The following is a 13,299-nucleotide window of genomic DNA, read 5'->3' as shown; positions in this document are numbered from 1 at the left end:
CCGCCTAACCCAGAGTTTCGACCAGCCGGTGCAGCGCCTGCGCCGTGGTCTCACTGTCCTGCACCAGCGCCAGGCGAATGTAGCCGGCACCGGGATTGAAGCCGTCGGGCTGACGCCGCGCCAGATAGGAACCGGGCACCACGCGCACGCCGGCTTCCTTGAAAAGCCTGAGAGTCACGGAGACATCGTCGCCGATCTCGGACGTATTGAGCCAGACGCAGAAGCCGGCGTCGGGCCGACGATAACCGTAGCGATTGCCGATGATCTGGTCGGCGAGATCGAACTTGATCCGGTAGAGCCTGCGGTTCTCCTCGACATGCGCCTCGTCGCCATAGGCAACGGTCGCGACATGCTGCAGCGGCACCGGCACCTGCGGCGCCGCGATGTTGCGCAGCTCCAGGAACATGCCGATAAGCTTCTTGTCGCCGGCGGTGAAGCCGACGCGCAGGCCCGGCAGGTTGGATCGCTTCGACAGCGACTGGAACGCGACCACGCGGGTGAAATCGGGGCCCGCACATTCGAGCGCGCTGCCCGGTGCTTCGCGGGTGTAGATCTCGGAATAGCACTCGTCGCTGAGGATCACGAAGTTATGGCGATCGGCGAGGCTCTTCAGGCGCGTGAAATAATCGCGCGACGCGACCGAGCCCTGCGGATTGGCGGGTGACGCCAGATAGAACGCCACCGTGCGCGCGAGCGTTGCTTCGTCGATGGCGTCGAGATCAGGCAGGAAGCCGTTTTCGACGGTGGTCGGCAGATAGACCGGCTCGCAAGCCGCGGCACCGGCGCCGGCACCATAGACCGGATAGAACGGGTTAGGCATCAGGATGGCGGGCTTGCCGGGCTTCGGCCCGACATAGCGGGCTGCTGCGATCGCGGCGAGGAACAGCCCTTCCCGGCTGCCATTGAGGACCAGAATCTCGCTCTTGGGATCGAGCGGCCGCGGCAGCCTGAAGCGCGACGACAACCAGGCGCTCGCCGCCTGGCGGAACGGCTCGGTGCCCTGGTTCATCGGGTAACGGCCGAAATCGGCGATGTGCTTGGCGAGCACCGGGCCGACGAAGTCAGGCACCGGATGCTGCGGTTCGCCGACTGCAAGAGAAATCAAGGGCTTGCCGGGTTGATGCGGCGCCAACAGCTCGTTCAGCCGGACGAAGGGCGAGCGTTCGTTGTCGGAGCTTCCACCGGCTAGCGGCGCACGGGATGAAGCGGTCATAGCCATTCTGGGCGCCAGCACTCTTGGAACAGCCGGTCGCACGAAAGCGCCGGCGGGAAGCGGTTCAGTTCACCATAGATAGGGCGAGGTTAAGACGCGATTAACCATCGGTCGGCCGGCCCGTCCAGAGCGGGAATAATGACGCCGGATAACAACGGGATGCGGGGGTCTCAAGACCCTCGCATCTCGTCGCACGGGACGCGACGTCATGGCCGGGCTTGTCACCTGCCATCCACGGCCTTTCCTGCCGTACCAAGAACGTGGATGCCCGGGCCTTCGCCTCGCCGAAGCGGCTTCGGCCGCGCAGGCGGGACAAGCCCGGGCATGACGAGTTTCCGGATATAGGTCCGTTCAGTGCGCCGGCAGTTTCTCGAATGTTGTCATCCCGGCGGGGATCGCGTGGAACTCCTGCTTGTCGCAGGTGTAGATCGCAATCTGCGGATGGAACTGTTTTGGCTCGTCCAGCGTGCCGACCTTCACGATCGTGGCCGGCAGTCCCGGAACCTTGGTCACCAGATGGGTGCCGCATTCGGCGCAGAATTCCCGTGTCACGGCGCGCTCGAGGTCCTTGCGGGTGAACTGCTTGGGATGGCCGGTGATGTAGCTGAAGCCTGCGGCCGGCATCGCGATGAACGTGTTGGGCGCGCCGCCCGTGATGTACTGGCACTCGCGGCAGTGACATTGGGCCTGCATCATCGGATCGCCCTCGGCCACGTAGCGTACTTCGCCGCAATAGCATCCGCCTTCCAGACGCATGACGACCTCCCGTTTTGTTGTTTGTTGTGGTCGTTATTTCTGCGCCGGCGATCTCGAATGGCAATCTTTTTCTTCCAGGCGCGGCGCAAAAAGAAAGGGGCTCCAACTTGCGCTGGAGCCCCTCAACGGTCGGGGCATTGCCGGGTATGTGCCCAAACCGTAGTTGTGGACGCGATCCCCGAGGAGAGATCGCGTCCGGGAGGACCGGTTACATGTTGTAGGCGCGCTCGGTGTGCTCGGTGATGTCGAGGCCTTCACGCTCGGTCTCGACATTGGCGCGGAGGCCAACGATCACATCGACGACCTTGTAGAGGATCGCCGAACCGATGCCCGACCACACCAGCGTGGTGCAGACGGCCTCGACCTGCGAGATCATCTGCGCGGCGAAGTCGTAATCGGCGACCTTGGGCGGGATCGCGGTGTAGTCCATGATGCCCGCGCCGCCGAGGGCCGGGTTGACCAGGATGCCGGTGCCGAGGGCGCCGACGATGCCGCCGATGCAGTGCACGCCGAACACGTCGAGGGAGTCATCGTAGCCGAGCGCGTTCTTCACGACGGTGCAGAAGAACAGGCAGACCACGCCGACCACGAGACCGAGGACGATCGCACCCATCACGCCGGAGAAGCCGGCGGCAGGCGTGACGGCCACGAGGCCCGCGACAGCGCCGGAGATGACGCCGAGCACCGACGGATGACCCTTCACGATCCACTCCGCGAACATCCACGACAGCGCGGCGGCTGCGGTGGCGACGAAGGAGTTGGTCATGGCGAGGGCAGCACCGCCGTTGGCTTCGAGGTTGGAGCCGGCGTTGAAGCCGAACCAGCCGACCCAGAGCAGCGAGGCGCCGATCATCGACATGGTCAGCGAGTGCGGAGCCATCAGCTCCTTGCCGTAGCCGGTGCGCTTGCCGATCAGGAGAGCGCCGACGAGACCTGCGATGCCGGCGTTGATGTGCACCACGGTGCCGCCAGCGAAGTCGATCGCGCCCTTCTTGAAGATCCAGCCGGCGTCGGCGTTGATCTCGTCGAGCTTGGCCTGAGCCGCGGTCTTCGCCGCTCCGTCAGCCGCAGCAGCCAGAGCCTTGGCCGCATCCTGGATCGCGTCCGGGCCGGGCCAGTACCAGACCATGTGCGCGATCGGGAAGTAGATCAGCGTGACCCAGAGCGGGATGAACAGGGCGATCGCCGAGAATTTCATGCGTTCGGCGAAGGCGCCGACGATGAGGGCGGGCGTAATCGCCGCGAACGTCATCTGGAAGCACACATAGACGAGCTCCGAGATGTTGGCGTCGACCGAGAAGGTCGCGGCCTTCGAGTCGGTGGTGACGCCCATCATGAAGGCTTTGGAGAAGCCGCCGATGAAGTCGGAGCCGCCGGTGAAGGCGAGGCTGTAGCCGTACACGGCCCAGATCACGGTGACGACGCAGACGGTGTAGAACACCTGCATCAGGACCGAGAGCATGTTCTTGGAACGAACGAGGCCGCCGTAGAACAGCGCGAGACCCGGGATCGTCATCAACAGCACGAGCACTGTCGATGTCAGCATCCAGGCGTTATCCCCCTTGTTGACCGTTGGCTCGGCATAGGCTGCGGTCGCAGCGAACAGGCCGACTGCGAGAGCCGCCAATCCCGCGCCATAGGGACGCTTAAACGTCATTTCATTTACTCCTGATTGAATTTTGGTTGAGCGCGAAATCAAAGGGCCGCAGCGTCGGCCTCGCCGGTGCGGATGCGGACCGCATGGTCGAGGTTGATGACGAAGATCTTGCCGTCGCCGATCTGTCCGGTTTTCGCAGCCGACGTGATGGCGTCGATGGTCTTGTCGACCTGCTCGGAGGCGACAGCGACTTCGATCTTGATCTTGGGCAGGAAGCTCACGGCATATTCGGCGCCGCGGTAGATTTCCGTATGGCCTTTCTGACGGCCATACCCCTTGACTTCCGTCACCGTGAGACCGTGAACGCCAATGGCGGTCAGGGCGTCACGGACTTCTTCCAGCTTGAATGGCTTGATAATCGCCATAACAATTTTCATGGGTCCTATCCCCGCTTGGGCCCGGTCCGGACGTGGCCGGGCGTTTCTCGACTGGTTCGCCACGAGGGAGAAGTTCACTACGCGGGCACAGCCGGGACCCTTAGAATCAAATGCCGTGCCAGATCGGGCGGCTTGCCTAACGGACTATGAAAACGGGGGTTTTCGCGTTTGACGGGTATTGCGGTGCAGTGCGCTATTACGTCGCGCTCAATCCATGGTCATACCTGATCAAAAAGAAGGCATGACAGGCTGCCGACACAATTGTTGCTCACGTGTCGGGCAGCATGGAGGTATTTAATTACAGAAGATGGTGGCCGAAGGCCCTCGCCGCACTGCGAAATAACGAAGCGGCTCACGGGTGCTCGCGGGATACGCGCGACCAACCTGGACCATCAGGCGGCCTCGCGCTCCGCAAAGACCCGGTCGATCAATCCCCACTCGACCCCTTGCTGCGCGGTCATGAAGTGGTCGCGGTCCAGGGTCCGTTCCACCTCCGCCTCGGTGCGCCCGCAATGCTGCGCATAGAGCCGGGTGATGCGCCGCTTGGTCTCCTGCATTTCATTGGCATGGATCAGGATGTCGGACGCCTGGCCCTGGAAGCCGCCGAGCGGCTGATGCACGTGAAGGCTCGCATTGGGCAGGGCTGCGCGGTGACCGGGCTCGCCGGCCATCAGCAGGAACGAGCCCATCGAGCGTGCGGTGCCCATGCACAGCGTATGAACCGGCGCCTTGATGAACTGCATGGTGTCGTACATGGCGAGGCCAGAGGTGACCACGCCGCCATAGGAGTTGATATAGAGATTGATCGGCCTGTTCGGATTCTCCGCCTCCAGGAACAGCAGCTGTGCGCAGACGAGGCCTGACATCGCATCATTGACCTCGCCGTTGAGGAAGATGATGCGCTCGCGCAGGAGCCGCGAGTAGATGTCGAAGGATCGTTCGCCGCGTGCGGATTGTTCGACGACCATAGGGACGAGCTGAAGCATGTCGCGCATCGGCGACCTCCATGTCTGCAGGTGATGACGTTGGTTTGTTGTTAGGCCGCCGCGCGCATCAGGCAGCAATTGCTGTTGGCTGGCTTCGGCAGCTTTGCAGGTTCGTCGCAAGCTTGCTGGATGATGCGAAAGCGGGTGCCGCCGTCCTCGTTCGGCTCGATCCGGAAGATGACGTGGCTCTCGCGAAACGGCGGCTCTGGATCGCGAAGCCGGTAACGCACCTCTGCGCCTGCGATGGTTGATTCCGGCTCGGCGCCCGCAAGGTCGCAATCCGGCAGCCAGCGCTCGCGCAAGGCCGGAATGGTCACGGCACGCCAGACCTTGGCCGGCGGCGCCTCGAATTCATATTCGAGCACCAAGGCTTCTTCGCGTACCAGGGCTTCATCGGTGGGATCAGGCTTTGCTGCGTCGCTCATTGATCCAGATCCTTATTGGTCCATGTCCTTCAAGAGGTCGGCGAGTGCGTCCATGCGCTTCGGCCAATAGGCGCGATAGCGCGCAAGCCATGCCCCGATGGCCACGATTCCGTCCGGGTCGACTTCGTAATTCACAAAGCGGCCCTGCCGCTGTTCGCGCACGAGGCCTGCCGCGCGCAGTACTGAAAGATGCTGCGACATCGCCGGCTGGCTGATCTCCAGACCGTCGCGCAAGGCGCTGGCATTCAGGCTTCCGCCAGCGAGCTTCTCAAAGACCTTTCGGCGCGTCGGGTCCGCCAGCGCTTTGAAGATATCGGCTTCGATCATGGCAACACATAAGCACGTGCTTATGTGTTGCGCAAGCTCTTACTGGAGAGCCTCGCCGTGCTGTGAAATGTCGAGCCCCTCGAGCTCGTGCTCGCGCGAGACACGCAAGGGCACGAACAGGCCGACCAGCTTGAGCAGGACAAAGCTCACGCCCGCCGACCAGACGAAGGTGACGGCGACCCCGTAGAACTGGATCAGCAATTGCTGCGGATGGCCCTCGAGCAGGCCGGCCGTGCCGCCGATCGCGCTGGTCGCGAATACGCCGGCGAGCAGCGTGCCGGTCAGTCCGCCGATGCCGTGGACGCCAAACACGTCGAGCGAATCGTCGTAATTGAAGCGATGCTTCAGCCAGGTGCAGGCCCAGTAGCAAATCCCGCCTGCGGCGATGCCGATGACGATGCCGTGCCACGGTGCGACGAAGCCGGAAGCCGGCGTGATGGTGCCGAGGCCTGCGACCGCGCCCGAGATCATGCCGAGAACCGACGGCTTGCGCCGCGTCGACCATTCGATCGCGCCCCAGGTCAGAGCGCCGGAGCAGGCCGCCAGATGCGTCGCGATGATCGCCATCACAGCGCGCGAATTGGCGGCACCGGCCGAGCCGCCGTTGAAGCCGAACCAGCCGACCCACAACAGGCCGGTGCCCATCACCGCGAGCGAGAGATCGAACGGCGATAGATTTTCGGTGCCGTAGCCGTGACGCCGCCCCATCACCTTCGCCGCGACGAGACCACCCGTGCCGGCTGACAGATGCACGACCAGACCGCCCGCGAAATCCAGCACGCCCATGTTGGCGAGGAAGCCGCCGCCCCACACCCAATGCGCCAGCGGAATGTAGACGAAGATGAACCAGGCGACGGAGAACAAGAGATAGGCGGAGAACCGCATCCGGTCGGCGACGGAGCCCGCGACCAGCGCCACCGTGATGATCGCAAACGTCATCTGGTACAGCATGAACAGCGCTTCCGGGATGGTCTTCGCTGCCGGGTTGACGCTGTCCATGGTCATGCCGGCGAGAAACCAGCGGTCGAGCGAACCGATCCACGGGCCGCCGCCGACGAAGCAGAGCGAATAGCCGAACGCGACCCAGAGGATGGAGATGATCGTCACCGCGGCAAGGCTCTGCGCCATGGTCGCGAGCACGTTCTTCTTGCGGACCATGCCGGAATAGAACAGCGCAAGTCCCGGGATCGTCATCATCAGCACCAGTGCGGTGGCGACGATCATCCAGGCGGTGTCGGCGGTGTTGATCTCGCCCGTCGCGGCACGCGCCGGCGCGGCCATGACCAAGGCAAATCCGATCGGCGCAGCCATACGAGCTGCGCGGCGCAACAATCCCGCCATGTCATTTCCCCCGGCATGGTGATGGCGTCGCACGCGTGGCATCGTTGCCCGGTGCGATCACAGAAGAGGTGTTTAGAGCGCGTCGCTGTCGGTTTCGCCGGTGCGGATGCGCAGCGCGTGGTCGATCGGTGTGACGAAGATCTTGCCGTCGCCGATCTGCCCGGTGCGCGCCGAGGCAGTGATCACGCCGACCGCCTTGTCGGCGATGTCGGAGGCGACCGCGATCTCGATCCGCAGTTTGGGCAGGAAGTTCACGACATATTCCGCACCGCGATAGATTTCGGTGTGACCCTTCTGGCGGCCGTAGCCCTTCACCTCGGTCACGGTCATGCCGTGGACGCCGATCGCCGTCAGGGCCTGACGGACCTCATCGAGCTTGAAGGGTTTGATGATCGCGACGACGAGTTTCATGGTCAGGCCTATTCCCCGGGGATGCGCCGCGCCGCATGTCCCCGGCGCTGCGTCAATCTGGCATCTTTCCGGGCAAATGGCACAAAAAACTTGCAGATTGAAGCGGAAAAACGTTTGGCCAAGGGCGGTCATGTGAACGGCCGCCTCTGTACAGGGCAACGGTTCATCCTTCACAATGCATTTTTGGCATGGATGCGGTGAACCCGCACCTGCCCAGCGGTACAAAAGTATTTTGGGGGGCGCTTCATGGCGAGTTGGTTCTACGCATCCGAGGGCAAGCAGCAAGGGCCCTATCCGGAGGGGCAATTCCGCGACCTGATCGCCCAGGGCGTGGTGCGCGGCGATACGCTGGTGTGGTCCGAGGGCATGGCCGGCTGGCAGAGGGCCGCCGAAATTCCCGGTCTGATGACAGGTGGCGGCGCGCCGATCATTCCCGCCGGAGGCCCGCCGATGATGGGCGGCGGCTACACCGGTGCCGGCAGTACTGCCGGCGGATCGCTGTCGGTCGATTTCGGCATCCTCGACTTCACCTGGCGCACGCTGGTGATGCTGATCGGCTCGTGCTTCATCATCCCGATTCCGTGGCTTTTCGTCTGGTACACGCAATGGATCGTGTCCTGCGTGAAGGTTCCGGGGCGGCCGAACCTCTCCTTCACCGGTAGTGCGATGGCGCTGGTGCCATGGTTCTTCGGCTTCATCGTTGTGGCGATTGTCGTCGGCTACACCGGCAGCCAGATCCTGAGCACCGCGCTCTACGTCGTCCAGATCGTTCTCTACTGGATGCTGCTCAAATGGATGGTTGCGAACATCGCCTCCAACGGGCAACCGCTCGGCCTCAGCTTCACCGGTTCGGTGCTGGGCTATATCGGCTGGAACCTGCTGTTCGCGATCTCCATCATCACCATCATCGGATGGGCCTGGGTCGCCGCAGCCCAGCTGCGCTGGATGTATCGCAACATCCAGGGCACGCGTCGGGAGATCATCTTCAGGGGCAGCGGACTCGGGATTCTCTGGCGGGGGATCGTGGCCGCGATCCTGTGCGGCTTCATCATCCCGATCCCGTGGGTCTATCGCTGGATCATGAACTGGTTCGCATCGCAGACCGAGCTCGCGCCGCGCGGCGCGATGTAAGCACGACCCGACCAGCCCCGAGCGCGATTGATCGCGCTTGGGGCGATCAGCTTCTCCGCTCGCGCACGGAGCCTTCCTGCGCGACGGAGGCGACCAGTGTACCGTCGGGCTTGAAGATCGAGCCGCGGGTCAAGCCGCGGCCGCCTTGCGCGCTTGGCGAATCCTGCGCGTAAAGCAGCCATTCGTCGGCGCGGAACGGGCGGTGAAACCACATCGCGTGGTCGAGGCTCGCCGGCATCATGCGCTTGTCGAACAGCGTGCGGCCATAGCGCGCCATGATCGCATCGAGCAGCGAGAAGTCCGAGGCATAGGCGAGCGCGCACATGTGCAGCGCCGGATCGTCCGGGAGCGTGGCCGCCGTCTTGATCCAGACATGAATGCGGCCGTCCTCGATCTTCTGGCCGAAGTAACGGCCAAGCTCGACCGGGCGCAGCTCGATCGGGCGATCGGATTCGTAGTAGCGGCGGATGAAGTCCGGCATCTCGCGGAACATCGGCTGCTTCGCCACCTCCTCCGCCGTGAGCTTTTCCGGCGGCGGCACGTCGGGCATCTTCTCCTGGTGGTCGAACGCGCTCTCTTCCTCGGCATGGAACGACACCATGATCGAGAAGATCGCATTGCCATGCTGGATCGCGGTGACGCGACGGGTCGAATAGCTCTTGCCGTCGCGCAGCCGTTCGACCTGGTAGATGATCGGGATCTGCGGATCGCCCGGCAGGATGAAATAGCAATGCAGCGAATGCGGCAGCCGGCCCTCGACGGTGCGGCAGGCCGCGACCATCGCCTGTCCGATCACCTGCCCGCCGAACACCCGCTGCCAGCTCGTCTTCGGGCTGTTGCCGCGGAACAGATTCACCTCGAGCTGCTCGATATCGAGGATCGAAATCAGGTCGATCAGGCTTTTGGACATGGTGGTGCTTTCTTGCCGTCATGTCCGGGCGAGAGCCGCCCCGGAATGACACATCTGGGCCGTTCCGCCCTTGTTTCACCGCACTGTTTCGCCCACCTCAAGTCTGCTAGCAAGACCAAGAGTTGGCCGGGAATTTGGTATGTCACAGAATAGCATAGTCATTGGCGGCGGCGCGTTTGCGGGTCTGGCGCTGGCGCTGGCGCTGCGCCAGGGACTCGGACCCGAGATTCCCGTCATCGTCGCCGATCCTGCGTTCGCCACACGGCCGAGCCGCGATCCCCGCGCGACCGCCATCGTCGCGGCTTGCCGCCGCCTGTTCGAGGCGCTCGGCGTCTGGGACGACGTCAAGGCCGGGGCCCAACCGATCCTCGACATGGTCGTCACCGATTCCAAGCTCGAGGACGCCACGCGTCCGGCGTTTCTGAATTTCGCCGGCGATGTCGCCCCCGGCGAGCCCTTTGCGCATATGGTCGAGAACCGCCGCCTGATCGATGCACTGGTGGTCCGCGCCGAAGCTGAAGGCATCGATCTCCGCGCGACGATTGTTGCGTCCTACGACGCGAGCGCCGATGGCGTGGATGTGACGCTCGGCGATGGCAGCAGGATTGCCGCGAGCCTGCTCGTCGCGGCCGATGGTGCGAAGTCGAAGTTGCGCGAGCGTGCCGGCATCGCCACCCATGGCTGGGAATACGATCAATCCGGCATCGTCGTCACCGTCGGCCACGAGCGCGATCACGAAGGCCGTGCTGAAGAGCACTTCTTGCCCGCGGGTCCGTTTGCGATCCTGCCTCTGACCGGCAAGCGATCGTCGCTGGTCTGGACCGAGCGCCGCGCAGCGGCCGCGCGCATCATTGGCTTAAGCGACGAGGAATTTCACGGCGAGCTCGAGCAGCGTTTTGGCTTGCATCTCGGCGAGATCAAGGCGCTCGACAAGCCGCGTGCGTTCCCGCTGTCCTATTTCGTGGCGCGCTCCTTCGTCGCCGAGCGCCTCGCGCTGGTCGGCGATTCCGCTCACGTCATTCACCCCATTGCCGGACAGGGCCTCAACATGGGCCTGAAGGATGTCGCCGCATTGGCCGAGGTCGTGGTCGATGCCGCGCGGCTCGGCATGGATCTCGGCGGCGCCGACGTGCTCGAGCGCTACCAGCGCTGGCGCCGCTTCGACACCATGGCGATGGGGGTGGCCACCAACTCGCTGAACTTCCTGTTCTCGAACCAGTCGACGCTATTGCGCACAGTGCGCGACATCGGCCTCGGCATCGTCGACCGCACCCCGCCGCTGAAGAATCTCTTCATCCGCCAGGCGGCGGGTTTGACGGGTGAGATCCCGAAATTGCTGAAGGGCGAGGCGCTGTAGCGCCGATTCGTAGCCCGGATGGAGCGAAGCGCAATCCGGGGTTTGGTGCGTCATTTGCGGTGCCCCGGATTTCGCTGCGCTCCATCCGGGCTGCGAATTGCTCAATCGATCTTGCGCGCCTCTTCCGGCAACATGATCGGGATGCCGTCGCGGATCGGATAGGCGAGCTTGGCGCTGCGCGAGATCAGCTCCTGCCTAGTGGAATCGAATTCCAGCGGGCCCTTGGTCAGCGGGCAGACCAGGGTCTCCAGCAGTTTGGGATCGACGCTGTTTTCGGGGCGTTCGGTGGGCGCGTTCATCGTGGTCTCCGGCGATCGGCTGCCTGTAGCATAGAAAATTGCGCACGCCCATCGCGGGCTATGCCGATACCATCCGCTGGATCTCGTCGAGCAGGCCCTGCAGCCGTGCAGCCGGCAGCTGGGGGCTCGAGAGCGCATAGCCCAAAAACGTCCAGTACAGGATCTGCGCGCGTGCCTGCGCGATGGCCGCGGAGAATCCGCGTCGTTGCAGCAGGGCCTCGATATAATCGAGCCTGCGCCGGTCGATGGCGCGCACGGCCGCTTGTGCCGCTGGATCGAACGCGACCCAGTTGCGCACCGCGCGCTCCAGATCGAGCCGGGCGCCAAAGGTCCTGCGCAGCAGCGTCGTCAGCGGCTCGTCGCTGTCGGCCTCGACACCGGCGATGATCTCTTCGGCCGCGATCTCTCGCCAGCGTTTCAGCACGGCCGCGTGGAACGCGCCGAGATCGGCAAAATGCCAGTAAAAACTGCCGCGGGAGACGCCCATGGCCTTTGCCAATGGATCGGCCTTCAGCGCGGTAAAGCCGCTCTTGGTGAGTGCCTTGATGCCCTGGCTGATCCAGTCGTCGGCGGAAAGCTGGTCGGTCATGTCGGGTTCCGAAATTCTGACCGTACACTAGTGTATTGACAGGTGTCGCGCCAGAGTCTATCCCACCATACACATATGTATGGAGACCTTGATGCGTGATCTCTTGCTCCAGTGCGCCGGATTCCTCGCCATCGTGGTGGCCCTCATCCATGGCATCCTCGGCGAGACCAAGGTCTTTCCCCGCGCCACGATCGAGCCACCGCGGCTCCGTACCCTGATCCGCCTGGTCTGGCAGGCCTCGACCGTCGCGTGGATCGGGTGCGGCGTGCTCCTGATCGCGACGCCCTGGATGGACTCCGCGCCGGCGCGCCGCTGGATCGTCATCACCATGGTCTGCGTGTTCGGCTTCTCCGCCTGCGCCAACGCATGGGCGACGCGTGGCCGGCATTTTGGCTGGATGGCGCTGAGCGTGGTCGTGGTGATGGCAGTGGCCGGCTACTGACGTCATGAGACTTAAGGCCGCAGCGTTGCTGCAAACGCGCACTGCTTGCGGAGAGCGCTGATCTTTTGGCTCCCGTTAGAATATCTCTAAGGCATCGCGGCTCCGTACCCCGATTGACTTCACCTCCTCCTTTGCTTCCTTCGGGCGCGCTTCGCGCACACGACAGAGAAGGAGACATTCGTGAGAGTCATTCGTGTTCTTGCCATTGCACTGACGGTCTGGATCGGCGTGGGGTCGACTGCGATGGCCGACGGTTTCAAAGACTGCACCAAGCTCGACAAGGCGTCGTGGAAGCCGGCGAGCGATGCCGAAGCCAAGGCCAAGGCGGCCGGCTACGAGGTGCGGCGCTCCAAGATCGAAGGCTCGTGTTATGAGGTCTACGGCGTCAAGGAAGGCAAGCTCTACGAGCTGTTCTACAGCCCGGAAGATCTCAGCCTGAAGCACACGATCGCCAAGTGATCTGACCAGGTCATCCTTGAGGGCAGCTACGGCTTGAACGACAAAGCGATGCCAGACACGCGCGGGGTGCCCAATCGGACCCCCGCGGATCGAACGGTCGCGGTCTGGGATCTCCCGCTGCGCCTCTGGCATTGGGCTCTCGCGGCCAGCGTTGTGGTCGCGTGGTTCACCCCGACGATCTATGACAGGCTTCATCGCATCGTCGGCTATGCGGTACTCGGGCTTCTCGCCTTTCGTCTCGTCTGGGGTTTTCTGGGAAGTCGCTATTCGCGGTTTCGCATGGTCGGCGTCAGGCTTCACGCAGCGCCAGGCTATCTCTGGAATCTGCGCCGCGGCATCACCGGCCGCTATATCGGGCTCAATCCGGCCGGCACCTTGATGCTGGTGGCGCTGCTGCTGTCGCTCGCCGTCTCGGCGATCACGGGCGCGCTGTCGGTGACCGTCACCTTCTTCGGCGTGTGGTGGATCGAGGACACCCACGCCTACGCATCCGACGCCGTCATCATCCTCGTCGTGCTGCACGTCGTGGGCGTGGTGCTGATGGGGATGCTTCAACGCGAAAACCTGGTCCGCGCGATGTTCACCGGACGAAAGCGCATCCGTCATCATCGCTGAGTGG

17 protein-coding genes are annotated in these 13,299 nt (G+C 63.7%); 5 read left to right on the top strand and 12 right to left on the bottom strand.

What is annotated here, in order from left to right:
• Positions 1-4: 4 nt before the first annotated feature.
• The 9 genes from ACLFLU_RS01270 to ACLFLU_RS01230 all read right to left on the bottom strand — a co-directional run bounded on the left by ACLFLU_RS01270 (position 5) and on the right by ACLFLU_RS01230 (position 7,493).
• Positions 5-1,219: an aminotransferase class I/II-fold pyridoxal phosphate-dependent enzyme gene (locus ACLFLU_RS01270; RefSeq protein ID WP_426410572.1), complete on the bottom strand. Its 1,215-nt coding sequence runs from the start codon at positions 1,217-1,219 to the stop codon at positions 5-7.
• A gap of 345 nt (positions 1,220-1,564) precedes the next feature.
• Positions 1,565-1,969 carry a GFA family protein gene (locus tag ACLFLU_RS01265; RefSeq protein WP_426410571.1) on the bottom strand — a complete coding sequence of 135 codons (405 nt, stop codon included), beginning with the start codon at positions 1,967-1,969 and terminating at the stop codon, positions 1,565-1,567.
• A gap of 208 nt (positions 1,970-2,177) precedes the next feature.
• Positions 2,178-3,626 carry an ammonium transporter gene (locus ACLFLU_RS01260; RefSeq protein ID WP_426410570.1) on the bottom strand — a complete coding sequence of 483 codons (1,449 nt, stop codon included), beginning with the start codon at positions 3,624-3,626 and terminating at the stop codon, positions 2,178-2,180.
• Positions 3,627-3,664: 38 nt separating this feature from the next.
• On the bottom strand, positions 3,665-4,003 hold the full coding sequence (locus ACLFLU_RS01255) for a P-II family nitrogen regulator (protein WP_027535364.1): 339 nt from the start codon (positions 4,001-4,003) through the stop codon (positions 3,665-3,667).
• Positions 4,004-4,395: 392 nt separating this feature from the next.
• Positions 4,396-4,998 carry an ATP-dependent Clp protease proteolytic subunit gene (locus ACLFLU_RS01250; protein WP_038932646.1) on the bottom strand — a complete coding sequence of 201 codons (603 nt, stop codon included), beginning with the start codon at positions 4,996-4,998 and terminating at the stop codon, positions 4,396-4,398.
• A 41-nt stretch (positions 4,999-5,039) separates the two neighbouring features.
• The gene (locus ACLFLU_RS01245; RefSeq protein ID WP_426410569.1) at positions 5,040-5,414 is read right to left on the bottom strand and encodes an SRPBCC family protein; all 375 of its coding nucleotides are present in this window, start codon (positions 5,412-5,414) and stop codon (positions 5,040-5,042) included.
• Between the two features lie 12 nt (positions 5,415-5,426).
• The gene (locus ACLFLU_RS01240; RefSeq protein ID WP_426410568.1) at positions 5,427-5,741 is read right to left on the bottom strand and encodes an ArsR/SmtB family transcription factor; all 315 of its coding nucleotides are present in this window, start codon (positions 5,739-5,741) and stop codon (positions 5,427-5,429) included.
• Between the two features lie 39 nt (positions 5,742-5,780).
• Positions 5,781-7,082: an ammonium transporter gene (locus ACLFLU_RS01235; RefSeq protein WP_426410567.1), complete on the bottom strand. Its 1,302-nt coding sequence runs from the start codon at positions 7,080-7,082 to the stop codon at positions 5,781-5,783.
• A 72-nt stretch (positions 7,083-7,154) separates the two neighbouring features.
• Positions 7,155-7,493 (bottom strand): P-II family nitrogen regulator, encoded by a 339-nt coding sequence (locus ACLFLU_RS01230; protein ID WP_027535359.1) that lies wholly within the window; start codon positions 7,491-7,493, stop codon positions 7,155-7,157.
• A gap of 246 nt (positions 7,494-7,739) precedes the next feature.
• Here ACLFLU_RS01230 and ACLFLU_RS01225 point away from each other — a divergent pair, with 246 nt between their 5' ends.
• Complete coding sequence (locus ACLFLU_RS01225; protein ID WP_426410566.1) at positions 7,740-8,624, top strand: DUF4339 domain-containing protein; 885 nt, start codon at positions 7,740-7,742, stop codon at positions 8,622-8,624.
• Between the two features lie 46 nt (positions 8,625-8,670).
• Here ACLFLU_RS01225 and tesB read toward each other — a convergent pair whose 3' ends face one another.
• Positions 8,671-9,534, bottom strand: a complete 864-nt coding sequence (gene tesB / locus ACLFLU_RS01220) for an acyl-CoA thioesterase II (RefSeq protein WP_426410565.1) — start codon at positions 9,532-9,534, stop codon at positions 8,671-8,673.
• 139 nt (positions 9,535-9,673) lie between these two features.
• Here tesB and ACLFLU_RS01215 point away from each other — a divergent pair, with 139 nt between their 5' ends.
• On the top strand, positions 9,674-10,891 hold the full coding sequence (locus ACLFLU_RS01215; RefSeq protein ID WP_426410564.1) for a ubiquinone biosynthesis hydroxylase: 1,218 nt from the start codon (positions 9,674-9,676) through the stop codon (positions 10,889-10,891).
• 101 nt (positions 10,892-10,992) lie between these two features.
• Here the strand turns inward: ACLFLU_RS01215 and ACLFLU_RS01210 are convergent, their stop codons facing one another.
• Complete coding sequence (locus ACLFLU_RS01210; RefSeq protein WP_426410563.1) at positions 10,993-11,190, bottom strand: Trm112 family protein; 198 nt, start codon at positions 11,188-11,190, stop codon at positions 10,993-10,995.
• Positions 11,191-11,248: 58 nt separating this feature from the next.
• Positions 11,249-11,779: a TetR/AcrR family transcriptional regulator gene (locus ACLFLU_RS01205; RefSeq protein WP_426410562.1), complete on the bottom strand. Its 531-nt coding sequence runs from the start codon at positions 11,777-11,779 to the stop codon at positions 11,249-11,251.
• Positions 11,780-11,870: 91 nt separating this feature from the next.
• Between ACLFLU_RS01205 and ACLFLU_RS01200 the strand changes: the two genes are divergently transcribed.
• The 3 genes from ACLFLU_RS01200 to ACLFLU_RS01190 all read left to right on the top strand — a co-directional run bounded on the left by ACLFLU_RS01200 (position 11,871) and on the right by ACLFLU_RS01190 (position 13,295).
• Entirely contained in the window at positions 11,871-12,221 is a 351-nt protein-coding gene (locus ACLFLU_RS01200; protein WP_426410561.1) for a hypothetical protein, read from the top strand.
• 180 nt (positions 12,222-12,401) lie between these two features.
• Entirely contained in the window at positions 12,402-12,680 is a 279-nt protein-coding gene (locus ACLFLU_RS01195; protein ID WP_426410560.1) for a PepSY domain-containing protein, read from the top strand.
• Positions 12,681-12,728: 48 nt separating this feature from the next.
• The gene (locus tag ACLFLU_RS01190) at positions 12,729-13,295 is read left to right on the top strand and encodes a cytochrome b/b6 domain-containing protein (RefSeq protein ID WP_426410559.1); all 567 of its coding nucleotides are present in this window, start codon (positions 12,729-12,731) and stop codon (positions 13,293-13,295) included.
• The last annotated feature ends 4 nt before the right edge of the window (positions 13,296-13,299 follow it).

The sequence above is a fragment of the Bradyrhizobium ganzhouense genome, from assembly GCF_049949285.1.
Lineage (GTDB): Bacteria > Pseudomonadota > Alphaproteobacteria > Rhizobiales > Xanthobacteraceae > Bradyrhizobium > Bradyrhizobium ganzhouense.
Note: the sequence above shows the minus strand (reverse complement) of the source record. Positions and strands in the feature narration are given on the sequence as shown.